The sequence below is a fragment of the Roseobacter fucihabitans genome, from assembly GCF_014337925.2.
Taxonomy (GTDB): Bacteria; Pseudomonadota; Alphaproteobacteria; order Rhodobacterales; family Rhodobacteraceae; genus Roseobacter; species Roseobacter fucihabitans.
On sequence record NZ_CP143423.1, the window covers coordinates 2,487,185 to 2,512,735 of the forward strand.

Here is a 25,551-nt window from a genome sequence, read left to right on the forward strand (position 1 = left end):
CACCCATCTTATCCGCGCGCGCCCACAGCTTCCATAGCCTCTTTGACCTCACGCTCCACGGTCGCCGCCATGGGTCGAAACAAGAGGGTCGGTAAGGTATCCACCCCGATGCGCGTGATCGCGCCGTTCATATGCATGATCTGGGCCCGCTCTGTCGGCCCGCGTTTGAAATATGCTGCGCGCCGGTCCTGCTGGTGTAGCGTTCCATGTGTTCGAGCAAACGGAAGTTCTCAGTGGCTGCCTGCTGCACGACTTTTACAGTCACATCGTTCTGAAAATCGAGCCGAGGCGCGGCACAGCCTGGAGCGAGAGAGATTGCATCTCCATCTTTCGCTTTAGGCAAAGGCCGACGCGGCGTTGTCAGGCCAATATCCGCGATGAAACCCTTAGCCACTGCGGCTCCGGCCATCAGACAGGCGGCGGTGGTAAAATACCCGTTTCAGGCCTCCGGCGACAACCAGACCGGGGATCGCCCTCGGGCGTCGGTTCAATTTTTGCAATCGCCTCGCGCCCTTGCGGACCTCCGCTCACCTGGCGTCTCAAATGCACCGTCGGGCTCCAACAACCAGACATCGCGCGGCTACCCGCCTTAATGGTTTGTTCGCAATCACGGGTTTGACGGCAATCAAGGTCAGCCACATCGCGCGCCCTCTTGTTCGCTCTCAAGGTCAATCGCTCTTATACGGTCCAAAATCATGCTCATGCAAATTATGGCGATTGTATCTTTGCCAAACCCAGAGGGTAAGATAGCGTTCAAACTTCATTGCTGCGAGATTCAAGATATGAACCGGTTCATTATTGACGCCATCAACAACACGCAGACACTTTCGTTTTACTATGACGACGAGAGCCGCACCGTAGAACCGCATTGCTACGGGTGTGACACGCAAGGGCATGAAGCACTGAGAGCCTACCAGATCAACAAGGGCTGGCGTCTTTTTCATTTGGCAGAGATGGGACCGATTCAGATTGGCCCTTCATTTACCGCGCCACGTCCGCAGTACAATCCAAATGACAAACACTTGGCTCGGATCTATGCGAGACTGTAAAGCCGCAGTTACATGATCCTGCCTGATGGCGGGCATGTCGTGAACAGCGCAATCTGAACGCATTCACAAAAGTCTTTTTAATATAACATCTTACGTATTTCTGGTATGATTTTCTTACCAACCTTCGCCCGTTTGCGCAGTTTCACGTTAACCGTTCTTCATTGTCGTCCGTCTCGAGAGGGCGGGCAGGTCGGGAATACCCCCTTCGCCTTTCCGAAGCCTCACAAATGGACCAGAGAGGGTCCATGACCCGAACCACACCCGCACGTTGCGAAACACCTTCGGGCGTGGGAAAAAGTTATTCGCTGTAGGCCGCTTTGCGATCTGTATCGCTCAGGACCTGGGGGGGGGTAACCGGCGTGCCGTTTTGCTCAAAAAACGGGCTTTTACGCGCTGTCCCGGACATATAGGCCGACAGGGAGCGCTTGATCAGCCCGCCCATCATGCGCGCCAGCCCCCTGTCTTTGCGGGGCCGGCCCATTTCAGGCAGCGCCATTTTGGTAAATCCCTGCGTTGTGACCGGGCCAAAGGCGTCAATCCGGGCAAAAAGCGGGCGCCACATCCCGGCCAGTGGCATTTTTGGCGTGCCCACCGTATTGGCCAGCGGCGTGTTGCAACACGCCGCATACCAGCGATGCAACCCCTTGGGACCCATGCGCAAACAGGCGATATGCTCCGCCCCATCCGTGATCTCTATCTTGGCGGGCAGCACTTGCACCAATGGCGTGCCGCCGCCCGGTTCCAGCGCGCCCAAGCGCCCCATATGGCGCGCAAAGGCGCGACAATCCTGGCAATAACAGATCAGATGACACCCGGTTTCGGGCGACACATCATGCAACACGCCCTTTAACGTACCGCAGGTACAGGAGAAATCCACGTCGTCCGTCATGCCCGACCCCTTGGATGAATGTTCATACCGCGCAGCGTCCCTGTTGGACGCCGCGCCGCATTTCACATTGTATCTAAGGCTGCTTGGATCTTGTCACAAGCCCTTGGCGCGGTAGCTGGCCGCGACCTTGCCGATGGCCACCAGATAGGCAGCGGTGCGCAGATCACCGACGTCATCGCGCGAATGCCAGACCTCGGCCATGGACTGATAGGCAATACGCATGGTGTCATCCAGACCCGAGCGCACCAGTTCCAACTCGCCCGCGCCGCGCAGATATTGCTCTTTGAAGCCCGGGCTCAACGACCAGCCAAGCTCCTTGTCCTTGCTCAGACGTTCAAGTTCGTCCAGCAACAACTGGTGACGCGATTCCTCCTGGCGCCGGCCCATCCGGCCAAAGCGGATGTGGCTGAGGTTCTTGACCCACTCGAAGTAACTCACCGTCACCCCGCCCGCGTTGGCATACATGTCCGGGATCATCACCACGCCCTTTTCGCGCAGGATCTGATCCGCGCCCGCCGTCACCGGCCCATTGGCTGCCTCAATGATCAGCGGGGCCTTGATCTGGTCGGCATTGCCGAGGTTGATCACACCTTCAAGCGCCGCCGGGATCAGAATGTCGCATTCCTCCTCCAGCACTTTTGCGCCCTCCTTAACCATATGCATGTCGGAATACCCCGCGATGCCGCCGTGCTTGGCAATCCAGTCACGCACCCGGTCAACATCCAGCCCCTCCGGGTTGAACAACGCCCCGTCGCGCTCGATGATGCCAACAATCGTGCAGCCGTCTTCTTCGTCCAGAAATTTCGCCGCGTGATAGCCCACGTTGCCAAGCCCCTGCACGATGACCCGCTTGCCATCCAGATCACCGCTCATCCCGGCTTTCTTGACGCCTGTGTCGTCACGAAAGAACGCCCGCAACGCATATTGAACACCGCGACCCGTCGCCTCGACACGGCCCGCGATACCGCCTGCGTTGATCGGTTTGCCTGTCACACAGGCGTTGCCGTTGATGTCGGTCGTGTGCATGCGCTTGTATTGATCCGCGATCCAGGCCATTTCACGCTCGCCTGTTCCCATGTCGGGGGCGGGCACGTTCTGGCTGGGGTTGATCAGATCACGCTTGATCAACTCATAGGCAAACCGCCGGGTGATCTGTTCCATCTCATGTTCATCATATTCGCGCGGATCGACACATAACCCGCCCTTGGAGCCGCCAAAGGGGGCCTCCACCAGCGCGCATTTATAGGTCATCAGGGCTGCGAGCGCCTCGACCTCATCCTGATTGACACCAAGCGAAAACCGGATGCCGCCCTTGACCGGTTCCATATGTTCGGAATGCACCGAGCGATAGCCGGTAAAGGTCTGGATCTTGCCGCGCAGGCGCACACCGAAGCGCACAGTGTAGGTCGCGTTACAAACGCGGATCTTTTCCTCCAGCCCCGGCGACAAATCCATCAGGCTGACCGCCCGGTTGAACATCTGATCGACGCTTTCTCTGAAGCTTGGTTCTTTGCTGTGCTGGTTCAATGTCTTTCTCCTGCTGGAAAATCAGTGTTTCGAATTTGGCGACAATGCCACCCTAGGTTGGCGAGTCGTTCTTTGCCAGTTTTTTGGGCGTTTCATGAAAATGAAATGAATTTTACCCGGAAAACCGTAGTTTTCTGCGTAAAAACAGATGGCTGCCGCGCTTTACCGGAGTTTTGAGACGTCAAAACCTGTTCAAGGTGATCTAAAACCGAACTAAATTCCGATCTCCCGCCCCCTCCTTCGCCCGGTTTTCGCCACAAATGCCCCTGATACTCGTTGAGTTCATGAAACACCTTGCGGTGCCGCGACCTCACTCGAGCGGCCCCGCAAAGACAGGAGCCTGCGTGCAGCCCAAACCCACAAAACGTCTGATCCGCAAAAGGATAGCCCTGTTTTGGCGTGCCGAGGACGGTGTTTTGACGCTCTTCACTATCTTCATGATGTTCATGCTATTGATGGTTTGCGGCATTGCGGTGGACCTCATGCGCAATGAAATGGAACGGGTGAAGGTTCAGAACACGCTGGACCGCGCGATTCTGGCAGCCGCCGATTTGCAACAGACGCTCGATCCTCAGGTGGTGGTCACGGATTATTTCGAAAAGGCCGGGATCAGCGAATATCTCGGCGCGGTCACGGTGACGCCGGGAGACAACCTGCCAACCAATTACTTCCGCACGGTGTCCGCTTCGGCGCGCGCGCGCACCGCTTCGCCCTATATGGCGATGACCGGCGTCAATGATTTGCCGCTCTATGTGTCCGGCCGGGCCGAGGAGGTCGTGAGCAATCTGGAGATTTCGCTGGTGCTGGACGTGTCGGGTTCGATGAATTCCAACAGCCGATTGGTGAACCTGAAAAAAGCGGCCAAGGATTTTGTCGATCAAGTCGTCAACAACAGCCTGGATGGGCGCATGGCCATTTCGATCATCCCCTATGCCACGCAGGTCTCCATCCCCGATAATGTCGCCGATGTTTTTGATCTGGAGGGGATCAACGCCCATTCTAACTGCATCAATTTCACGGCGGATGATTTTGACACGGCGGCGATGCGCCTGCCCTCGCCGGAGGCCGGTGCGCCCGCCGTGACGCCTTATGAACGCACGATGCATTTTGATCCCTGGACCTATCGAAGCGCGCTGAGCCAGGGTGACGGGCGATACGCCAACCCGCATGCGCTGGTCTCGAGGCCCGTTTGCGAAGCGAATGACGCACGTGAAATATTGGTCCTGCAAAAGGATCGCGACATCTTGAAAAACTACATCGACGCGCTCACGGCACGCGGCAATACCTCCATCGACATCGGGATGAAATGGGGGACCGCGTTGCTGGACCCGAGCCTGCAACCGCTGGTGGATGACCTCATTACGGATAACACCGTGTCGGCCCAATTTGACGCGCGCCCCGCCCCCTATGATTCCGACGAATACCTAAAGGTCATCGTGCTGATGACGGATGGCGAAAACACCAGCCAGTATTACATCGAGGAAGGCTACCGCGCAGGCCAGACCGACATCTGGTGGAACACGCGCGAGCAGACATATTCCGCTTATGACGCGGAGAATCAGCGGTTCTATTATTCGCGCCATTTCGACACGGACGGCGACGGAAATGTGCAGGGGAACGACCGTTGGGGACGCGCGCCCTATGGCTGTGACAACCCGTCTAATTCGAGAAACCGCGACGATTGGAACTGCGAACCGGATGCGGCAAATGGCGGGGCGTATAATATCAGCTTTCCAGGCCTCTGGGCGCACACCCCGATCCGGGAGAATTATTATCAGAACTACAGCGACTGGCAGTCGGGTGCCGCCAACAGATGGTATTACAACGTCTTTGACAGCGTCGGTTCAACCACCAAGAACACCCGCACAGACGACATCTGCGATCAGGCCAAAGAAGCCGGTGTGGTGGTGTTCACCATCGGTTTCGAGGCCCCGGAAAATGGCCAAACGGTCCTGAAGAACTGCGCCAGTTCGGCCAGCCATTATTTCGATGTCGATGGCCTGGAAATCGCCGATGCCTTCACCGCTATTGCACATGAGATCACCCAGTTGAGGCTCACGCAATGAACCGTTGCGCCAAAAAGCATCTGGGCCGGTTTGCCCGCGAGGAAGACGGGCAAATGGCTATCGAATTCGTGATCCTCGTGCCGCTGATCTTCACGATATTCCTCTCCTCCATCGAGTTGGGTATCTATTCGATGCGCCAGATGTGGATGGAACGGGGGCTGGAGATCGCCGTGCGCTCTGTGCGCCTGAGCACCGGCAACGCGCCCCAGCATGATGAATTGAAACAGATGGTCTGCGATCAGGCCCCGTTCCTGCCCGATTGCGTGAACCGGTTGAAACTGGAAATGACCCCGATCACGCCGACGGGGTTTGTCGGGCTGCCCCCGACCGCGGATTGCGTGGACACCAGCGAAGAGGTCAACCCGCCGCGCACCTTTGTTCAGGGGGGCAATCACGATCTGATGCTGATCCGCGCCTGTCTGGTGTTTGATCCCGTCATCCCCACAACCGGTCTGGGATTTGAATTTGACCAACAAGAGGGCCTGCCCCGCATGACCGCCATGTCGGCCTTTGTGCAGGAACCCAACCAATGATCGCCGCGCTGCAAACCCTGCGCCTTTGGGTCAAGCGTTTTGCGCGCGGTGAAGAGGGCAATGTCACAATCGAATTCGTGATCATATGCCCGCTGATGTTCTGGACGCATATGGCGATGTACACCTATTTCGATGCCTTCAAAGAGCAGACGATCAACCAGAAAGCCGCCTTTACCGTCGCGGATCTGATCTCTCGACAGGCCGTTGTGAATGCCGCCTTCATCGATGGATCGCACTCGGTTTTTAACACATTAGTGCGCTCTAATACCGCCACCGCCATTCGCGTCACCAGTGTGAGTTATGACGCCGAAGAGGATGAATATTCCGTGCTCTGGTCACAGCAGCGCGGCGCGGACGGGGTCCTTACCACCGAGACGGTCAGGGATTGGCACGCCTATCTGCCGGTGATGTATGACACGGCCACGGTGATTGTGGTGGAAACATGGTCCGGGTTCAGCCCCGTGTTCAAGATCGGGATGGCCGAGCGGACATTGCATAATTTCACCTTCACGCGGCCGCGCTATTCGCCCTCGGTGGGCTGGGAGGCCTGAGGGCGCGGTTAAATCCCGTCGCGCTCCGCCAGCATGACGGCGATGATTTCGGACATGTATTTGGTCTGACGCCCCGGCGTCATGCCCCCGATGCCGACGCGACGCCCGACCCGCCACCACAATCCGGGGCGCCATTTGCGCGCGTCCGGTTGATCCAGACGCAGCAAGAACCCGTTTGAGGGCTTAAACGCGAAGGTTCCCCGGTCAATGGAGATGATGTTATCCATCCGCGCGATCACGATGCCGCCACTGTCGCGCAGCTCGTCTCGGGTCAGTTCCAAACGATGCCCGGTGGAGCGGCGCATCGCATCCGCCATCATCAGCGAAATCACCCCCAGAGCGATCAGAAACACCCGCCAGCCAATGGAGGGCGGTGACATGAACGCCACATAGATCACCAACACACCCAGAAACCCAAGCATACCTATGCCCAGAAACCGCCGCCCCGCAGAGGCGGCAACGGTAGCGAGGATTTCCGGCTCGGTTGTGTCTTGCATCAGGGTCTGGCTCTCTTTTGCGTGCTACCGCCTCCTACCCCGCGCCGCGCTTGCCTCACAAGCGAAAACGCGACGCCTTCAGCTGCGCTGCGCCAATCCGGGCATCAGATGAAACAGGCTGCCGGGTCGATAGCTTGGCAGGCTGGCCAGCCGCATCCGCGCACTGTCATCAAGATCGCGGGTGTGCTCGGGGCCCGCGCGCCATTGCAACAGCCGCTTGAAAATGCGGTACATCAAACCTCTGCGCGCCATTTGGCAGCTGTGTACAACCGCATCGGTTTTACCGGCCGCCAGCTTCACGCCGGGCCTGAGCCTCAAACCGCCCAAACCAGCCCCCTCCCATATCCATGACAGGGTCATCGCGCTCAGCGGACAGGCCGCGCCCACGCCCCCCACAATTCCGTGATCGCCGACAAACCACGTCTGCTGATAGGCTCGGGCCGGACCTTCGTCACCGCCGTTCAAGCCTGGATGATCGCTATCAGCGGACAGATTTTCCCAAAGGCTGGGTTTGTAAAAAACCCGCCTTTCATCCAGCGCAACCGCGTGGCGCGCGGATTCCACCAGATGGGAAAGCCGCGTGTCGTGAAATTCATACCGCTTGTTCCACCACCGCGCGATGCGCCCAAACAGGCTTTCAGGAATACCCAAAGCCCCCACCGTGTCCCAGACCCCCAGATAAGCAATGCGTACCAAGCCGCTGTCGTCCCCGCGTGCGATGACGTCCGCCTGGCTGGTGGCGATATGCGGCGAGAGTTTACGCCGCATCGCGCGAATATGGGGCGCATCAGGTGTGTTTTGCGGCCCGCGCAGACGATAGAGGCGAAAGGCGCGCGCCACATTGGCATCTGTGGGAAATTGCACGATGCCGCATTTACGGATCATCCCCACCAGTGAGCGCGCCGTATAGGCCCCGCGCGAAAACCCGAAAATCATGATCTTGTCACCGGGTTGATAGGTTTTGCACAAGGCCGCATAGGCCGCCTTGATGTTGCGGTTCAGCCCCCACCCGAACAAGCCGCCGCCTATTTTGTCGATCCAGCGGTCCAACCGGCCCGTGTGACCCTTGCCCGTGCCGACCCCCTGAAAGTAAAACACTTTCTGGCTGTCGCTGCGCGCACAGTCTTGTGACAGGCGCAGCACATGGGTGCCGCCGCCCATCTGTGCAGAATTCCAGGTACCGTCGCAGAAAATCGCGATATATGCCATTTTTCGTTCCCCTTTGCGCGCTAAACTTGACAGCAGAGGGCTGAGAGGCACTTAAGGCACCGTACGGCTTGGCAACCTTTTTCCGGCGTGCAGGACCACAAAAAGAGAGACATTGATGACACCGAAAACCGTGGCACTCATCGCTTTGATCCTGGCTCTGGGGTTTGCCGTATCCCCCGTGCTGGTGGCCGATTTCAACGGCTTTGCAGAGGATCAGTTTCCGGTGCCGCAGGATGATCCCCCCGTGCAGCCGGCGGGCTATGCTTTTGCCATCTGGGGCGTGATCTATTTGTGGCTGATTGCCGGGCTGGGATTTGGGCTGTTGCGCCGGGCGCAGGACGCGGGATGGCACGCCATGCGCGCCCCGCTTTGTGTCTCGCTGGCGGTGGGCTCGGTCTGGCTGGCCGTTGCGGTGCGCAGTCCGATCTGGGCAACGATCCTGATCTGGGTGATGCTGCTCAGCGCCCTGCTTGCCCTCTACCGCGCGCCCAAACATGATATCTGGTGGGCCGCCCTGCCCGTCGGGCTCTATGCAGGCTGGCTTAGCGCGGCGAGTTCAGTGTCGCTCGGCCTCGTGACCGCGGGCTATGGCTGGCTGGATGCTTCCACGGCCGCGCTTGTGTTTGTGTTTTTCGCGCTGGTCTTCGCCTCATCGGTCCAATCCACGCTGCGGCGCGCGCCCAGCTATGGGATCGCCGTGATCTGGGCGCTTGTCGGGATCGTGGTGCATAACCTCAGCGGGGATCAGACCGTGGCGGCGCTGGCGGCGGGCGGTGCGATTGCCCTCCTGGTGCCCACCTGGAAAGCCGCCCGCACCTGAAAGCCGTCACTCCCGGCGACGCCCATCTGTGTGTTTACGCAGCTTTGAAGGCGGTGCTTTCTTGCGTCCCTTATAGGGGTTGGCGTCGTTCTGCCCGCGCATCCAGAGCCGGATCGGCGTGCCGGGCATGTCGAAATCGACCCGCAGACCGTTCACCAGATAGCGGCTGTAACTCTCAGGCACCTTATCGGGATGCGAACACATCACCACAAACCCCGGAGGCCGCGTTTTGGCCTGCGTCATGTAGCGCAGCTTGATGCGTTTGCCTTGGGGGGCGGGCGGCGGATGCGCCTCGACCATACCCGCCAGCCAGCGGTTCAATTGCGCCGTCGGCACCCGGCGGTTCCAGACCTCATAGGCCCGCATAATCGCCTCTTGCAGACGATCAAGCCCGCGACCGGTCTTGGCCGACACCGTAATCAAAGGCGCGCCGCGCAACTGTGGCAACAGCCGCTCGAAGCTCTCCTTGAGCTCCTTGAGCTTGGCCTGACGGTCCTCTTCGACATCCCATTTATTCACCGCGATGACGACCGCGCGCCCCTCGCGCTCGGCCAGATCGGCAATACGCAGGTCCTGCTGCTCAAAGGGAATCTCGGCATCGAGCAGAACCACGACGACCTCGGCGAATTTCACCGCGCGCAACCCGTCACCGACGGAGAGCTTCTCAAGCTTTTCCTGAACCTTGGCCTTCTTGCGCATGCCTGCCGTATCGAAAATGCGCATCGGAACGGCGACACCATCCGGCCCCGCCCAATCCATGCGCAGCGAAATCGCATCCCGCGTGATCCCCGCCTCCGGCCCGGTCAGCAAACGATCCTCCCCGAGGATCTGGTTGACCAGCGTGGATTTTCCCGCATTCGGGCGCCCGACCACGGCCACCTGCAAGGGTTTGGCATTGGTCGGCATCGGGATGGCGGCTTCCATGTCGCCGTCATCCTCATCAAGGGTCACATCGGTTTCAGGTGCATCTTCTGCGGCCCGTTCGGCAAACTGATCGGCCAGCGGCATCAGATGCGTATAGAGATCATTGAGACCCTCGCCGTGCTCCGCAGACAAGCGGATCGGTTCACCCAGACCCAGCGAATAGGCCTCGATCACACCGGCATCCGCCGCCGAGCCTTCGCCCTTATTGGCGGCAAGAATCACATGGGCGGAGCGTTTGCGCAGGATGTCGGCGAACACCAGATCGGACGGCGTGATCCCCACCCGTGCATCCACCATGAAGAGGCAAATATCGGCCATATCGACAGCGCGTTCGGTGAGGCGGCGCATGCGCCCCTGAAGGCTGTCATCTGTGACCTCTTCCAGACCCGCCGTGTCAATCACCGTAAAGCGCAAATCGGCCAGACGCGCAGCCCCTTCGCGCAGATCGCGGGTGACACCGGGCTGGTCATCGACCAGCGCCAGACGCTTGCCCACCAGACGGTTGAACAGCGTGGATTTCCCCACATTGGGGCGCCCTACTATGGCGAGCGTAAAGGACATGATCGTGGCTCCGACATCCGGATTAAAAACGCGCTGTACCTTAGTTAGCGGTCAACGGAAAGCGTGCAATTGCCCTTTGGTGGAGACAACGTAGAGCACCCCCCCCGCCACAACCGGTGCCGTGGTTGCCCCACCATCGATTTCGATCGAACCGACAAGCGCCCCGGAGGCGGGGTCAAAGCTGCGGATCAACCCATCGTTGGAGGCCAGATAAATTCGCCCCCCCGCCAGAATTGGTCCGTGATGCGCGACCACTTCGGAGCGACGTTTGGGCTTATCCTTGACGAAATTGGGCAGCTGCGTGCCCCAGATGCGGGACCCGTCCGAGGCGCTCAGACGCAGCAGTTCGCCCAATTCGGAAATCACGAAAATGCTGTCGCCCACAGGCAGCGCCGGGCTGATTGCCCCCTCGCGCGTTGTCCAAGCGCGCGCACCCGAGGCGAGATCAAGCGCCACGACGCGGCCCGCCTGGTTGCCGATATAGACTCGGTTTCCCGATATGACCGGCGATCCGGTGACATCCCCGACCGACCCCAAAGCCCGCGCCGCACGCTTGCCCAGAGCCGAGGCATCCCAGCGCCGCAAACCGCCACGCCGGAAAACCGCCTGAATTTCGCCCGACCCAAACGCAAAGATCGCCAGATCATCCGACACCGCCGGCGCTGGTCCGCCCAGCACGTTATTCACGTCCTCTGATGCGGCGAGTTGCCATTCAATCCGCCCATCCGCAGCCCGCAAGGCCCAGCCGGTATCATCCCCCGAGGTCGCATAAACCAGATCACCAAAGACGGTCGGGCTGCCCGAGCCGGTGCCTTCCAGGCGCTGACGCCATTTCTGCGCGCCCGTCGCAGCGTCCAGAGCCACCAGCGAACCATATCCGAGCGATACAAACACCGTCCCGTCCTTGAACGCCAAGCCTCCGCCCGTTGCACTGCCTGAATTATCGCGGGGCGGTCTGGTATCCTGTTGCCAGATCCGTTGCCCACTGGTCGATGTCGCCGTTACCAAAGCATCCGCATCCAGCGTATAAACCACGCTCCCTGCGACCACAGGATCCGCCGTAATGCGCTGGCGGCGGCTGTCACCGGCACCGATGTCGGCGCTCCAGGCCAATTGCGGGGCACCGCTCAGCGCGGCATTGCCAACACGTGTGGAGGGCGTGCCGATACTCTGCGTCCAATTAGCGTTGGATTGCAGCGCCGGAAGCGAAATGGCGCGCGGCGCATCCGGTGTGGTTTGAACGGCCTGCACCGATTCTTCGCTTTGCAGCGCGGAGCGGATGTCTTCACGCTTGCCGGGCAGGATAATATCAGGCTCAGAACAGGCCGACAAAAGCACTGCCACGGCGACGGCGGCGAAGGGGCAAAGCCTGCGCGCAGGTGTTTTCAGTATTTGCATCATGACCAGCCCGTTTTGTCCCTTGTAACACCCGATACCGAAAAACAGTGTGACCGTTGGGTCAGTTTCCTGTGATTGGCAAGTTTTCCAGATCCGGCGTGCCTCCGAGCGCCACAATCACCTGTAAGGCGCGTTGTTGCAAGTCCGAGGTCACGGCGGCATCCTCGATAATGCTCTGATACCGCGCGATGGCCGCGTCCTTGGCACCACTTGCAACATCCATCAAGGCCAATTGCTCAACCGCCAGTAGACGCAAGGGGGAGCCTGCCATGGCCAGCGCCTCATAGCCCTGCCGCCGCATCCCCGAATCCATCGTGTCCCCTTGCAACGTCAGCGATTTGAAACTGGCAATCTGGCGATAGATTTCTGCAATCTCGGGGTCGGATGCAACCGCATCAAGCTGCTGGGCTGCGATGTCGAGATCCCCCGTACGCTGCGCCTCGCCCGCTGCAAGCATCGCCACCAACGCATTGCCGGTCGGATTTGACGCCGACACATCCTGCAATGCCACCATGCGCGCGCCGTTTTCATCGCTGGACAGCGCCATCAGCATCGCATCCCCAAGGGCTTCGGCCTCTGCCCTGGACTGGGCTTTGCGAAACTCCGACCATGCCGCGCCGCCGACAATCAATACGACCGCCAAACCACCGATCCAGCCATAGCGTTTGAGCAGGCCAAAAAGCCTGTCGCGCCGGACTTCGTCGTTCACTTCTTCGATAAAACTTTCGCTGTCGCTCATGGGATCCTGCCACTATGCCTTTGCGCCCCTCTTAGCGCGCTCCTTGCTGCAAGCCAAGAGGCGCAATCAGACCGGCTGCGGCGGCGCATTGCGCAGGATGGAATAAATCGCTAATCTGAACTGGTCAGTTCAGTATTTATGTCATACACAATGCCTGCGTCCGAACGACGTTTTTTAGCCGCAGGTTGCTCAGGCGGTTCTGGTTTAAGGCACATAAAATGCGTATTTTATCGATCTTTGCGGCTCTTCTGGTTTCGGCGGTGCTGGCGTTGTTCATTCTGGACCGTCCGCGTTTGCTTGCGCTCTTTGGCGGTGACACAGGCACCACAGAGACAACAACCGTTGTCGCCGCCGATGCCCCAACCCGCCCGGACACGGTTGATGCATCTTTGGTCAAGGTGGTCGTGCAAAAATCCATCGCACGCCAAGTTGACACTGCCGTGGTGTTGCGCGGCCAAACCGAAGCGGCCCGGACAGTAGATATTCGCGCAGAGACTTCAGCCACGGTGATTTCACCCCCCCTGCGCAAAGGCGCGCGGGTGGAGACCGGTCAGATGCTGTGCCAGCTGGATGAGGGTACACGCGGCACAGCCCTGGCACAGGCCCGCGCACAGTTGGACGAGGCCCGCGCCCGTGTGCCCGAAGCCGAAGCCCGCCTCAATCAATCCCTTGCCCAGCTTGATGAGGCCAAGATCAACCAAAACGCCTCCTCAAAGCTCAGCGCGGGCGGTTTCGCCTCCACCACACGCGTGGCCAATTCCGATGCCGCCGTGGCAACCGCCGAGGCCGGTGTACAAAGCGCACGCGCCGGGCTTCAGGCCAGCCAATCCGGCATCCAGAGCGCGCAGGCCGCCGTGGCAACCGCAGAAAAGGAAATCGAGCGTTTGACCATCAGGGCCCCCTTTGGCGGCCTGCTCGAAATCGATACAGCGGAGCTTGGCTCCTTGCTGCAACCCGGCGCGCTTTGCGCCACGATCATCCAGCTGGACCCGATAAAGCTGGTGGCCTTCGTGCCGGAAACCGAAGTCGCCCGTGTCTCGCTCGGGGCCATGGCCTCTGCCCGTCTGGTGGCGGGCAGCGGTGCTTTGACGGGCGGTACGGAGGCGCGCGGCAGTGAAGTGCACGGCGCTGTCACGTTCCTGTCAAGCGCTGCTGATCCCACCACGCGCACCTTTCGCGTTGAGATCGAAGTGGCCAATAGCGACACCAAAATCCGCGATGGGCAAACCGCCGAAATCCTGATCTCCGCCGAAGGCGCGCGCGCGCATCTGCTGCCGCAATCGGCGCTGACGCTGAATGATGAGGGCACGCTGGGCGTGCGCACCATCAACGCAGAGGCCATCGTGGAATTCCACCCCGTCGCCCTGATGCGCGATTCGGTGGACGGCGTCTGGCTGACCGGGCTTGCCGATAAAGCGGATGTGATCGTGCTGGGACAGGAATATGTCGTGGCCGGGGTGCAGGTCGCGCCAACATTCAAGGAGCTCAGCCAATGACCGGAATCGTTGATTGGGCCGCCAGTCGGGCGCGGATGGTCATTGCCTTCATCCTGCTGTCCATTGTTGTGGGCGGCTATGCCTATACCACGCTGCCCAAGGAAGGGGAGCCGGACATCGAGATCCCGGCGCTTTTCGTCTCCGTTCCATTTCCCGGCATTTCCGCGGCGGACAGTGAGACCTTGCTGGTCAAACCGATGGAAACCGAACTTGTCGATCTCGACGGTCTCAAAGACCTGTCGGCCACGGCAGCGGAAAATTACGCGGGCGTCGCGCTGGAGTTCGAGTTTGGTTGGGACAAGACCAAGGTGCTTGCCGATGTGCGCGACGCGATGGGCAAGGCGCAGGCGAATTTTCCCGAAGGGGCCGAGCAATATACCATCAACGAAATCAACTTCTCCGAATTTCCGATCATCATCGTCAACCTGACCGGCCCCGTTCCCGAACGCACGATGATCAGGGTCGCCAAGGATTTGCAGGACGATCTGGAAGCCGTTGATGCGATTCTGGAGGCGGGCATCGCGGGCAGCCGTGACGAAATGCTGGAGGTGCTGATCGACCCCCTGCGGCTGGAGGCCTATAACGTCACCGCCGCCGATCTGATCAATACCGTGCGCAACAACAACCAGTTGATTGCGGCGGGGGAAGTCGACACGGCGCAGGGGTCTTTTGCCGTCAAGATCCCGTCGTCCTTTGACGACGCGCGCGATGTTTATAACCTGCCGGTCAAGACCAACGGCGACCGTGTCGTAACACTTGGCGATCTGGCAGAGATTAACCCGACCTTTGAGGATCGCACCGGCACCGCGCGTTTCAATGGTCAGAATTCCGTCGCCTTGCAGGTCGTGAAACGCAAAGGGTTCAACCTCATCGACACGGCTGAGATCGTCAAGCAATTGGTGGCTGCCAAGGCCGAAACCTGGCCCGAAGGCCTGCAGGCGGCGGTCGAGCTGGGCACCTCAAATGACCAATCCCGCATCGTCAATGGCATGGTGCAACAGCTTCTGGGTTCCGTCTTCACCGCCATCGCGCTGGTGATGATCGTGGTGCTCGCCGCTCTGGGTATCCGCGCGGCCTTGCTGGTGGGTTTTGCGATCCCGACCTCCTTCCTGCTTTGTTTTGCCTTTCTCGCGGTAATGGGCATTTCCATCTCCAACATCGTGATGTTCGGATTGATCCTCGCCGTGGGCATGTTGGTGGACGGGGCGATCGTGGTCGTGGAATACGCCGACAAGCGCCAACAAGAGGGCGAAGGCCCGATGCGCGCCTATGTCGAGGCGGCCAAGCGGATGTTCTGGCCGATCATCTCCTCCACCGCGACCACGCTATGCGCCTTCCTGCCGATGCTGTTCTGGCCCGGCGTGCCGGGCGAGTTCATGGGCATGCTGCCGGTCACGCTGATTTTCGTGCTTTCCGCCTCTCTGGTGGTGGCGCTGATTTACCTGCCCGTCATGGGCGGGGTCACGGGGCGTCTGGAACGCTGGATGGCGGATTACATGACGATCATCGCGGGGCTGCGCTGGTATCTGCATCTGGCGCTGTTCCCCATCGCCGCGGTGATGATGGCGGTGGCGGGTTTGATGGGCCCGGTCTTTGGCGGCATCAGCGCGCAGTTCGCTGGTATGGACAGCCTGAACCTTCTCGGCTCCGTGATCCCGACACTCTTCGTGGTGTTCCTGCTCATTCTGGTGGCAACAGCCTGCCTGTTCATCGCCCTGGGTGGGTTGATGTTAGGTCTGGTCTCCGGATTTGCCGTGCTTACCCGGCTCGGGCGCAAGGGCCAGTGGTTGGCCAGCCGCCTGTTTCGCGCCGAACCCGATAGCATCCGTGCGGGCTATCAACGCTCCGCTTTCGGGCGCGTGATCGAGGTGATCGCAGGCAATCCGGTGATGCCGCTGGTGGTTGCGGGCACGGTGTTCATCTTTGTCGGCACCGTCTTGATGTTCTTTACCAACAACAACAACGGCGTCGAATTCTTTGTCGAATCCGAACCCGAACAAGGCATCGTCTATGTGCTGGCGCGCGGCAACCTGAGCCTTGAGGAGAAAGACACGCTGGTCCGGCAAGCCGAGGACATCGTGCTGGGCCATCCGGGTGTGATCAACGCCTTTTCCTTTGCCGGAGAAGGTGGGTTAAACACCGACACCGGCGGCGGTACCGCCCCCAAGGATATGATCGGTCAGGTTCAGTTTGAAACGATCCCCTGGGAAGATCGCGCGGACCGCCCCGATTTGGACGGCGACATTGTGATTGCAGAGCTGACCGAACAGCTTGAAGCCCTGCCCGGCATCAAGATCGAAATCCTCGCGCAGGCGCGCGGTCCGGCCTCCGGCAAACCGGTGCATTTGCGGTTGAAATCCGATAGTTTCCCCGACCTGATCGAGGCGGCCAAAGTCGCGCGCGCGGAATTTGATAGCACGCCCGGCCTGACCCTGATCGAAGACACCCGCCCCCTGCCCGGCATCGACTGGCAGATCGACGTGGATGTTGAAAAAGCCGGGCGCTATGGGGCCAATGTCGCCACCGTGGGGGCGATGGTGCAACTGGTCACGCGCGGTTTGTGGCTGGACACGATGCGCGTGGACACATCGGATGAGGAAATCGACATCCGCGTGCGTCTGCCCGCAAAAGACCGGGTGCTATCGACGTTGGACACGATGAAAGTACGCACCGAAGACGGGCTGATCCCGCTGTCGAATTTCATCACCCGCACGCCGGTGCCCAAGCTGGCGGAAATCAACCGCATTGATCAGAAACGCTATTTTGACGTGAAGGCGGATGTGGCACCCGGCCTGATGAAAATCGTCGAGACCAGACGCGAGAACGGCGTGGATGTGGATGAAACACTCGCCATCCTGCGCCCGGCGGGTGCGGATGCGGATGTCACGGGGGCGGATGGTGCCACATTCAAGATTACCGACCGCATCAATCAGCCAACACGCGACGTGCAGGAAGGGCTGAGCGCGGGTACCTTGCGCCTTGTGCCGATAAACGCAAACGAGCGCATTACCGTCCTTTCACAGTGGCTGGACACAAACCCGTTGCCTGTTGGCGTCGAATATGAATGGACCGGAGATCAGGAAGAACAGGCGGAAAGCCAAGCCTTCCTGCAAACCGCCTTCACCGCCGCCTTGGGGTTGATGTTCATCATCCTGCTGGCGCAATTCAACAGCTTTTACAATGCGATACTGGTGCTGCTGGCGGTCGTTCTGTCAACCACGGGCGTATTGATCGGGATGCTGGTGATGGGACAGACCTTCTCCATCATCATGACCGGGACGGGGATTGTGGCGCTGGCGGGCATCGTAGTGAACAATAATATCATCCTGATCGACACCTATCAGGAATACAGCCAGTACATGCCCCGCATCGAGGCGATCATCCGCACCGCACAAGCCCGCATCAGGCCCGTTCTGCTGACCACCATCACGACCATGGCGGGCCTCGCGCCGATGATGTTCGGCCTCAGCCTGAATTTCGCGGATGGCGGGTATACCGTGAATAGTCCGACCGCCCTGTGGTGGAAACAACTGGCCACGGCGGTGGTGTTTGGCCTGGGGATCGCGACCGTTTTGACGCTCATGGTCACGCCATCGATGCTGGCCATTCGGGTCTGGGCCTCGACTTATGTGCAATGGCTCGCAACGCTGTTGGCGAAAATGTCGATGGGCCGGGCGTCGCGTGCCGCACGCGACTGGGCGCTACAAAAGGACGCCCGCCATGTGGTATCAGGCGAAATCCTCTGGGAAGATCCACCGCCGCGCGAAAAGGCTGTCGATACGACGGGCACGCTGAAAGCTGCTGAATGACTTTGGAACACGGCGTTGTGATGTGCTCTCCAGGCGTATTTCGCTAGGGTCGCGCAAGAAACAGATGACAGGAAACCGCTATGATAAAATCGCTCACGCTCAACCTCGCGCTCGGAACGGCGCTGCTTGCAACCCCTTTGATGGCAGATGACATGATCGAACTCACCAGCCCGCACTCGGTTACGGACACGATGGATAGACTGGAACAGGCCGTACAGGGTGCCGGCGCGACCGTTTTTGCACGTGTCGATCATGCGGCGGGTGCCGCCAAGATTGACGCCGAGTTGCGCCCCACGCAGCTTTTGATCTTCGGCAACCCAAAGATCGGAACGCCCGCGATGCAAGCCGCTCAAACAATAGGCTTAGATTTGCCCCTGCGAGTCTTGGCATATGAAAACGAGGCGGGTGAAACCGTGGTCGTTTATCATGCGCCCGCCGCCATAGCCGATGTGCATGGCATCGATGCCTCCGCGCCCTTCGTGCAGACAATGACCGGTGCTTTGAACAAGCTGACCACCAAAGCGACCGCCGCCGAGTGATCCGGGTGGCCTAAAAGCCCACCTTACGGCGCGCACCGTAAGGTGGGCTTTTAGGCCACCGCTGCCGCGCCCTCGTCTGATTGCTGACGGTGCCAAAGTTGCGCATAGCGCCCCTCTGTTGCCAGAAGCGCGTCATGCGTTCCTTGCTCGACAACTTTGCCGCTCTCCAGAACCACGATCCTATCGGCCTCGGCAATCGTTGAAAGGCGGTGGGCAATCGTCAGGACGGTCCGCCCGCGCCCGGCCTGCATCAAGGCCTCCTTGATCTCCTGTTCCGTCTCCGAATCGAGCGCGGAGGTCGCCTCATCCAGTAACAGGATCGGGGGATCCTTGAGCAATGTACGCGCAATGCCAACGCGCTGTTTCTCACCCCCGGAGAGTTTCAACCCGCGCTCACCAACCGTCGTGTCATACCCCTCGGGCAGGCTCAGAATAAACGCGTGGATTTGCGCAGCCTTCGCGGCGGCCTCGATCTCTTCCTGCGTTGCACCGCCGCGACCGTAGGCGATGTTGTAGCGAATGGTGTCGTTGAACAGAACCGTATCCTGTGGCACCACCCCGATGGCAGCATGAAGGCTCTCCTGCGTCACATCGCGGATATCCTGACCGTCAACGCGCAAAGCCCCCTCGCCCACATCATAAAACCGGAACAGCAACCGCCCGATGGTGGACTTGCCCGATCCGGTTGACCCGACAATCGCCACCATTTCACCGGGCTCTGCGATCACCGACACGCCCTTGAGGATCACCCGCTCGGGATCATATCCGAACCGCACATTGTCCAGCTCGATCCGCCCGCCGCTGACCACAAGTGGCTTGGCATCCGGTTTATCCGTGACTTCCTGAGGCTGTTCCAGCAAATTGAACATCTCCCCCATATCCACCAGCGCCTGGCGGATTTCGCGGTAAACAGTACCGAGGAAATTCAACGGCACTGTGATCTGCACCATATAGGCGTTGACCATGACGAAATCGCCCACCGTCAACGCGCCGCTCTGCACGCCGATGGCCGCCATGACCATCACCCCGATAAGCCCACAGGTGATCAGGAAAGACTGCCCGAAGTTCAAAAATGCCAGGCTGTAGTTCGTCTTGATCGCCGCGGCCTCATAGCCCTCCATCGCCGCGTCATACCGGCTGGCTTCGCGGTTTTCGGCACCGAAATACTTCACGGTTTCATAGTTCAGAAGGCTGTCGATGGCCTTTTGATTAGCGTCCGTATCCTGATCGTTCATCTCACGGCGCAGCTTCACGCGCCATTCCGTCACAGCGAAAGTGAACCACACATAAAGCCCGATCGTGACCGCCACAATCAGCAGATAATAAAAGTCGAACACCACCGCGAGGATGACGCCCACCATCAGCAGTTCGAGCATCAAAGGGCCGATGGAAAACAGCATGAAGCGCAAAAGGAAATCGACCCCCTTCACGCCGCGTTCAATGATGCGGCTGAGCCCGCCGGTCTTGCGCGTGATGTGATAACGCATGGACAGGCGGTGGATATGCTGGAACGTTTCCAACGCCAGCATGCGCAGCGCGCGCTGACCCACGCGCGTAAATACCGCATCGCGCAATTGCTGAAACCCCACCGTCATCAGGCGCGCCATGCCGTAAGCGACCGTCAGACCAATCGCCCCCAGCGCCAGCATCGGCACTCCCTCTTCGGCCAGCGCATCCACGGCACCCTTGTAGAAAAAAGGTGTGGTGACGGAAATCATCTTGGAAAAGATAAGAAGCGCCATCGCCCCGAGAACCTTGTGGCGCACCCAGGCGGGGTCGGCTGGCCAAAGATAGGGGGCCACCTTGCGGATCGTGCGCAAACCGGAGAGACGTTCTTCGTTGTCGATTTCTTTGGGGTCCTGCGCCTTTTGGGCGTCAGGTGTCGCGGCGGTATCGGCTGGCATGAAGTATCCTGCTTGCTATCGCCGCGTTACTTAGGTCACTCGCCGGGTCATTGCCAGCCTTGGCGTGTATTATTCGACCCATGTCCCGACACGCACAGGGGTATAAAATTGCGGCTACTCGCTGGGCAAATCAAAAACCTGACCGGGATAAATCAAATCCGGGTCACGAATGGAGCCGGCATTGGCCTCAAAAACCCGCAGGAAAAACAGACCCTCGCCGTAACGTTCCCGCGCAATCGCCCAGAGCGTATCTCCGGTCTGAACGGTGATCGCGCGCACCGGCCCCTCCTGTGCGGCACTGGCCTCGGCCAGAGCTTCGGGCGCTTCCCGGCGAAACGGCGTTTCCAGACGGCTTGTGACATCGCCCGCCGCATTCACCTCATCCACGCGCAGCGTATATGTGCCTTCATCCAGGTCCGGAACCGTCCCGCGCCACGCGCCCTGTGCATCCACCGCCAGCGAGGAGACGAACCTGTTATCCAGATACACCCGCGCCTCAAGACTGCCCGGCACGGCGCGTCCGGATAATTCGACATCGCCCAGATCGCTATAGCCGATGGTATCAATGTCAATGCTGAGCGCGGGCGCGGCGTCGGGCTGCAACAAACCAACACCGTCGGCGTCGGATTTCAAAACGGCAACCGCTCCGATGTCTGCACCCGGCCAGGGCGCTGCGGCCTGTGCCAAGCCGGTTTCTTCGCCGTCCTTCTGCTCGGGGTCTTGTGATGGCGCGCGCGCAATTGTTCCGGGCGCGGCCTCAGAGGCACCCGGCTGCGAGGACGCAATCGTGCTTGGTTCCGGTTGCGGTGCAACATCAGGGGCTGGCGCGGCCACGGCATCTGATGCTGCTGCGCTATCTTCTATTGTTCCCACGAGCCCCCCCGCATCAGGCGCAGTGTCGGCACTGATTTGCGCAACGTCGGTCCCCGGTTGGGGTGCCGGTGCCGTGACATCCGATGATAGGGCCAGAACATCATCCCCCCCCAGCGCCCCCGTTGGCGACAATGGGCCGGGGGCTGGGGGTGACGCGGTATCCGTTTGCGCGGTGGCCTCTGCCAGCTCCTGCTGACCCTTTGCAGCACTCGCGATCGTTGATCGATCTGCGGCCTCCGTGGCAGCCGGTGTGTCACCCGATGCGCGCTGCGGTGCAAGAATGACATCCGCCGCCGAGGCGACAGTTTCCCCGCCCGTCTCCGCTTCCAGCGTCAACACCCGTGCTGCCGCGCCCGGTGCAACAAAAGCCACGGCTGCAAATGCGCCACGTGTATCTGCGCGCGCAGTGGCCACAACGACACCATCCACCAGAACGGAAACATCCGCATCCGGGGCCGCGCGCCCGGCAATAACCGTCAACCCATCGCTTTCGAGGCGAACCTCTTCGATACGGGGCAGGATCGCAGGGCTGCCAGTCGCGCCCTCTGTTGCGCCTGGCTGCTCGTCATTCGTTGCCGGTTCCGGGCTCACCTGCGGGATGGCCGCGATTTGACCTTCCCCCGGTGCCACGGCCTGCGGCGCTTCAATCGCGTTCAATTCCTGCGGCATGAGCGTGCCGTCAGAGCCGACGCCAATGTAAACCCCAACCGCCGCCAGACCTGCGATAATCACACCAGCCATCAGCAGCCCTGAGCTGCCAGATTTTGGGATCGACTGATTTTCGCGCATACCGTCTCTTCTTTCTGTCGAACCGCCTGTTAAGCCCCGCGCTATGGCGTTGAGCCTGGATAACAACTGTTCTATCACCGCTCAAAACCCGCCGCGTCACATTTCCTTTAATAACAACTGCAAGAGATGACCATATGAGAGCGAAATCCGTCTGCGTTTATTGTGGATCGCGCCCCGGCAGTTCCAAGGCTTACATGAAAGAAGCCGAAGGTTTGGGCCTGGCGCTGGCGCAGGAGGGCTGGCGGCTGGTTTACGGCGCGGGGGATGTGGGGTTGATGGGTGCTGTCGCGCGATCCGCTCAGGCGGCGGGAGGTGAAACCTTTGGCGTGATCCCGCAGCATCTTGTGGCATGGGAGGTCGGCAAGACGGACCTGACCACCTATGTGGTCACCGAAACGATGCATGAACGCAAAAAGGTCATGTTCATGAATTGTGATGCGGTGGTTGTTCTGCCCGGTGGTGCGGGCTCGCTTGATGAGCTTTTCGAGGTATTGACCTGGCACCAGCTCGGTCTGCATCAAAAGCCTGTTTTTCTTGTAAATACAGAAGGGTATTGGGATCCTTTGATCGCGTTATTGAAGCATGTGACTGATCAAGGATTCGCGGCGGAAACCTTGCATGACTTCTATACCGTGGTGTCTGATACGGATGGCGCGCGCGTCGGTTTGCGCAGCGCCTTGTCCTGACGCACCGTGGCTGCTCGGGAGGGCTTGAGCCCTCCCGAGCAGCACGCAGGCCGCCACAGGCGCGCCGGGACAGGGTTATAACGCTCAAAGGACGTGCGCGGAAAAGCGCAACGCAGGGGCGAAAGCTATGAGCGGTCATTGCCTTAGGCCTCATCAACCCTCAGACGACGAAACGGGTTCGGCTTAAAGACAGTCCAATCCGTGATCGGCGCGGGCCCCGCAAAATGCGCGCCTGAGGATCCCCCCTAAAATGGGCACGCGATTGTGATCGGTTTGCAACAGTAAAAACCGTTCGTGGTCACCCCCCGGCCCGCGATCAGATGTTTTCGATCCTGCCTCAAACTCTGGCACTAAACCACGACCGCCTTTTATGGTTACCGCCTATGGTGCAAGTTGTTTTTGACGCTGTAAGCATGTGATTGAGTGCGGTCTTCTATCAGGCCTTTGAGTGCGGCACTTCAGCAGCCGCTGGCCGGTATGGTGATCTGCGGATCAGGTCCAAATCTGACGTACGAGCTTTGCTGCTCTGCCGGTAGTCTTGGTTTTCCTAATCCAGATCTATTCGATCAATTTGCCCATTCAGGTCATCGACTTCTCACACCTCCTTCACCGACGTCAGATTGCTGTGCGCAGAGCTAGCGTCATACTGCTGCTGCCGCCTGCGTCGGATCTCTGTAATCTTCATTATGCGTCATCATGGCCCAGATCGCGCGCGCCATTTTGTTTGCCAATGCGATTGCCACCAGCATCCGAGGCTTTCTCTCTAACATTCGCGCCAGCCACGAGCCTGGCCGGATCGACTTGCGTCCAAGCCAGTTGAGCCGCATCATTGCTCCAATGATCAAAAGCCGGCGAATGTCAGCCTGCCCTGCTTTTGAGATCCGCCCAAGCCGGGCCTTGCCGCCTGAGGAATGTTGACGGGGCACCAAACCAAGCCAGGCGGCAAAATCCCGCCCACATTTAAAACTGCTCATCGGCGGAGCAAAAGCTTCAATAGCTAACGCCGTTAGAGGTCCAACGCCTGGCATCGTCTGTAATTGCCGGGTTAAATCCGCATTCTTTGACAGGACCTTGGCTTTCTTCGTTTTGGCTTCAATTCGGGCTGTCTTCTCGGCGATCTGTAAAATGAGATCTCGGCACGCTTCAAGGGCCAGTTCAGGTAGCTCTCCGTTCGATCCCTCAAGGGTGGCCTCGATACGCTTGAGGTTCGCAATGCCTAGCGGAAAAACATGGCCATATTCATACATCACCGCCCGAAGAGCATTCACCAATTCTGTCCGATGGCGAACAAGGCGTTCTCTGGCTCGGAACAATACCGCCCGGGCCTGCTGCTCTTGTGTTTTAGGCTCGACAAAGCGCATCTCAGGGCGCTGTGCTGCAATCACAATGGCTTCTGCGTCCGCCGCATCATTCTTCTGCCGCTTTACGAAGGGCTTTACATACTGAGGAGCAATTAACTTTACCCTATGTCCAAATTTTACCATCTGACGAGCCCAGTAGTGAGCACCACCACAGGATTCCAGAACCACTACACAAGGTGGGTGATCTGCCATAAATTTATGAAACTGCGGTCGCGAGAGCTTCTTTCGAAACTTGACCTCCCCAGTCATAGATGCTCCGTGAACTTGGAGCACATTCTTTGCTAAATCCACCCCGATCATAGTATCTTTCATCCTGCCGCCCTTTCCGTATTGTGAGTTTCAACACCACATATTGGCACATTGCGATGCCGTCTGGGGAGGGCGGCAACCATCCCGTCTGGCGTCGGTAGGATTAGCGATATGATTTTTCAGGTCCTGAGCGATGTTATCAAATATTTGACGTAAAAACAAAAACCTGCCGGCTTTTCAGCCGACAGGTTTTCAAGGTCTTTGTCCTACATGACGAAAGGCCCCCGCCACATGGCAGGGCCCCCGAAACTAAATCTGGCGCTTTCCTTACATCCGCGAGGCGACGTTTTCCCAATTGACCAGATTGTTCAGGAAATTCTCAAGGTATGCAGGGCGCTTGTTACGGAAATCGATGTAATAAGAGTGCTCCCACACATCACACCCCAGCAAAGCCGTCTGCCCGAAACACACCGGGTTCACACCGTTTTCAGTCTTGGTGACCTTCAGGCTGCCGTCCGTATCCTTGACCAGCCACGCCCAGCCCGAACCGAACTGTCCGGCACCCGCCGCCGAGAACTCCGCCTTGAATTTATCCACGGACCCAAAGCTCTCGTTGATGGCTTTTTCAAGCGCGCCGGGCATGGCGCTATCGCCTGGCCCCATCATTTCCCAGAACTGGTTGTGGTTCCACAATTGGCTGATGTTGTTGAAGATCCCGTTTTGCGCCACAGCAGAGGCGTCATAGGTGCCCTTGATGATGTCTTCGAGCGATTTGCCCTCCCACTCAGTGCCCTCGATCGCCTTGTTGCCATTGGTGACATAGGCGTTGTGGTGTAGGTCGTGGTGAAATTCCATCGTCTCCGCCGACATGCCTTTGCTGGCAAGCGCGTCATGGGCGTAAGGAAGATCAGGAAGTGAAAAAGCCATTTTGGGCCCCCTTGTTATTTCAGTTGGGTACAGTGCACATGAAGCGCACCGGCTCATGAGATCAAGCCTTAACCATACCAAAAAGTTCCAATGCCGCCATTTTCTGGCCGCCTCGGCGCGCTGACTAGCGGCTTTGATGGCTTTTTTTCTTATAT

Annotated in this window: 22 protein-coding genes; 9 read left to right on the forward strand and 13 right to left on the reverse strand. The window is 59.3% G+C overall.

Annotated elements, in window-relative coordinates; translation table 11 throughout:
• Positions 1-8: 8 nt before the first annotated feature.
• Both ROLI_RS12190 and ROLI_RS12195 read right to left on the reverse strand, forming a co-directional pair.
• Positions 9-137 (reverse strand): hypothetical protein, encoded by a 129-nt coding sequence (locus ROLI_RS12190; protein WP_262386461.1) that lies wholly within the window; start codon positions 135-137, stop codon positions 9-11.
• Positions 128-409: a hypothetical protein gene (locus ROLI_RS12195; protein ID WP_187429601.1), complete on the reverse strand. Its 282-nt coding sequence runs from the start codon at positions 407-409 to the stop codon at positions 128-130. The genes ROLI_RS12190 and ROLI_RS12195 overlap by 10 nt, the downstream gene beginning before the upstream one ends.
• A 286-nt stretch (positions 410-695) precedes the next feature.
• Between ROLI_RS12195 and ROLI_RS12200 the strand changes: the two genes are divergently transcribed.
• Positions 696-1,049, forward strand: a complete 354-nt coding sequence (locus tag ROLI_RS12200; RefSeq protein WP_187429600.1) for a hypothetical protein — start codon at positions 696-698, stop codon at positions 1,047-1,049.
• A gap of 298 nt (positions 1,050-1,347) precedes the next feature.
• Here the strand turns inward: ROLI_RS12200 and ROLI_RS12205 are convergent, their stop codons facing one another.
• Positions 1,348-1,938, reverse strand: a complete 591-nt coding sequence (locus ROLI_RS12205; RefSeq protein ID WP_187429599.1) for a DUF6151 family protein — start codon at positions 1,936-1,938, stop codon at positions 1,348-1,350.
• A 93-nt stretch (positions 1,939-2,031) separates the two neighbouring features.
• Complete coding sequence (locus ROLI_RS12210) at positions 2,032-3,417, reverse strand: Glu/Leu/Phe/Val dehydrogenase (RefSeq protein ID WP_187429670.1); 1,386 nt, start codon at positions 3,415-3,417, stop codon at positions 2,032-2,034.
• 392 nt (positions 3,418-3,809) lie between these two features.
• On the opposite strand from ROLI_RS12210, the gene ROLI_RS12215 reads away from it, so the two are divergent.
• From ROLI_RS12215 to ROLI_RS12225, 3 genes are read left to right on the forward strand one after another with little or no spacing between them, the layout of a single operon-like run.
• Positions 3,810-5,531, forward strand: a complete 1,722-nt coding sequence (locus ROLI_RS12215; protein WP_187429598.1) for a TadE/TadG family type IV pilus assembly protein — start codon at positions 3,810-3,812, stop codon at positions 5,529-5,531.
• Positions 5,528-6,064: a TadE/TadG family type IV pilus assembly protein gene (locus ROLI_RS12220; RefSeq protein WP_187429597.1), complete on the forward strand. Its 537-nt coding sequence runs from the start codon at positions 5,528-5,530 to the stop codon at positions 6,062-6,064. The genes ROLI_RS12215 and ROLI_RS12220 overlap by 4 nt, the downstream gene beginning before the upstream one ends.
• Positions 6,061-6,615 carry a TadE/TadG family type IV pilus assembly protein gene (locus ROLI_RS12225; RefSeq protein WP_187429596.1) on the forward strand — a complete coding sequence of 185 codons (555 nt, stop codon included), beginning with the start codon at positions 6,061-6,063 and terminating at the stop codon, positions 6,613-6,615. Before ROLI_RS12220 ends, ROLI_RS12225 begins: the two co-directional genes overlap by 4 nt.
• Positions 6,616-6,623: 8 nt before the next feature.
• On the opposite strand, the gene ROLI_RS12230 is transcribed toward ROLI_RS12225, so the two are convergent.
• Together ROLI_RS12230 and ROLI_RS12235 are read right to left on the reverse strand one after the other, a co-directional pair.
• Positions 6,624-7,112: a hypothetical protein gene (locus ROLI_RS12230; protein WP_187429595.1), complete on the reverse strand. Its 489-nt coding sequence runs from the start codon at positions 7,110-7,112 to the stop codon at positions 6,624-6,626.
• Between the two features lie 78 nt (positions 7,113-7,190).
• The gene (locus ROLI_RS12235) at positions 7,191-8,321 is read right to left on the reverse strand and encodes a DUF2235 domain-containing protein (RefSeq protein WP_187429594.1); all 1,131 of its coding nucleotides are present in this window, start codon (positions 8,319-8,321) and stop codon (positions 7,191-7,193) included.
• A 115-nt stretch (positions 8,322-8,436) separates the two neighbouring features.
• On the opposite strand from ROLI_RS12235, the gene ROLI_RS12240 reads away from it, so the two are divergent.
• Positions 8,437-9,141, forward strand: a complete 705-nt coding sequence (locus ROLI_RS12240) for a hypothetical protein (RefSeq protein ID WP_187429593.1) — start codon at positions 8,437-8,439, stop codon at positions 9,139-9,141.
• 6 nt (positions 9,142-9,147) lie between these two features.
• Here ROLI_RS12240 and der read toward each other — a convergent pair whose 3' ends face one another.
• The 3 genes from der to ROLI_RS12255 are packed head-to-tail and all read right to left on the reverse strand — an operon-like array spanning position 9,148 to position 12,763.
• Positions 9,148-10,626, reverse strand: a complete 1,479-nt coding sequence (gene der, locus ROLI_RS12245; RefSeq protein WP_187429592.1) for a ribosome biogenesis GTPase Der — start codon at positions 10,624-10,626, stop codon at positions 9,148-9,150.
• Positions 10,627-10,677: 51 nt separating this feature from the next.
• Positions 10,678-12,027, reverse strand: a complete 1,350-nt coding sequence (locus ROLI_RS12250; RefSeq protein WP_262386460.1) for a PQQ-like beta-propeller repeat protein — start codon at positions 12,025-12,027, stop codon at positions 10,678-10,680.
• Positions 12,028-12,085: 58 nt separating this feature from the next.
• A complete protein-coding gene (locus tag ROLI_RS12255) occupies positions 12,086-12,763 on the reverse strand; it encodes a hypothetical protein (protein ID WP_187429591.1) in 678 nt (225 codons plus the stop codon).
• 218 nt (positions 12,764-12,981) lie between these two features.
• On the opposite strand from ROLI_RS12255, the gene ROLI_RS12260 reads away from it, so the two are divergent.
• The 3 genes from ROLI_RS12260 (at position 12,982) to ROLI_RS12270 (ending at position 18,607) form a co-directional block, all read left to right on the forward strand.
• Entirely contained in the window at positions 12,982-14,259 is a 1,278-nt protein-coding gene (locus ROLI_RS12260; protein ID WP_187429590.1) for an efflux RND transporter periplasmic adaptor subunit, read from the forward strand.
• Entirely contained in the window at positions 14,256-18,068 is a 3,813-nt protein-coding gene (locus ROLI_RS12265) for an efflux RND transporter permease subunit (RefSeq protein ID WP_187429589.1), read from the forward strand. Before ROLI_RS12260 ends, ROLI_RS12265 begins: the two co-directional genes overlap by 4 nt.
• Before the next feature lie 80 nt (positions 18,069-18,148).
• Complete coding sequence (locus tag ROLI_RS12270) at positions 18,149-18,607, forward strand: DUF302 domain-containing protein (RefSeq protein ID WP_187429588.1); 459 nt, start codon at positions 18,149-18,151, stop codon at positions 18,605-18,607.
• 50 nt (positions 18,608-18,657) lie between these two features.
• Here the strand turns inward: ROLI_RS12270 and ROLI_RS12275 are convergent, their stop codons facing one another.
• Both ROLI_RS12275 and ROLI_RS12280 read right to left on the reverse strand, forming a co-directional pair.
• Positions 18,658-20,511: an ABC transporter ATP-binding protein/permease gene (locus tag ROLI_RS12275; RefSeq protein WP_187429587.1), complete on the reverse strand. Its 1,854-nt coding sequence runs from the start codon at positions 20,509-20,511 to the stop codon at positions 18,658-18,660.
• Between the two features lie 114 nt (positions 20,512-20,625).
• Complete coding sequence (locus ROLI_RS12280) at positions 20,626-22,173, reverse strand: LysM peptidoglycan-binding domain-containing protein (RefSeq protein WP_187429586.1); 1,548 nt, start codon at positions 22,171-22,173, stop codon at positions 20,626-20,628.
• Positions 22,174-22,307: 134 nt separating this feature from the next.
• Between ROLI_RS12280 and ROLI_RS12285 the strand changes: the two genes are divergently transcribed.
• The gene (locus ROLI_RS12285; protein WP_187429585.1) at positions 22,308-22,859 is read left to right on the forward strand and encodes a TIGR00730 family Rossman fold protein; all 552 of its coding nucleotides are present in this window, start codon (positions 22,308-22,310) and stop codon (positions 22,857-22,859) included.
• Between the two features lie 641 nt (positions 22,860-23,500).
• Here ROLI_RS12285 and ROLI_RS12290 read toward each other — a convergent pair.
• Together ROLI_RS12290 and ROLI_RS12295 are read right to left on the reverse strand one after the other, a co-directional pair.
• The gene (locus ROLI_RS12290; protein WP_187428280.1) at positions 23,501-24,532 is read right to left on the reverse strand and encodes an IS110 family transposase; all 1,032 of its coding nucleotides are present in this window, start codon (positions 24,530-24,532) and stop codon (positions 23,501-23,503) included.
• A 264-nt stretch (positions 24,533-24,796) separates the two neighbouring features.
• A complete protein-coding gene (locus ROLI_RS12295) occupies positions 24,797-25,396 on the reverse strand; it encodes a superoxide dismutase (protein ID WP_187432067.1) in 600 nt (199 codons plus the stop codon).
• Positions 25,397-25,551: the final 155 nt, after the last annotated feature.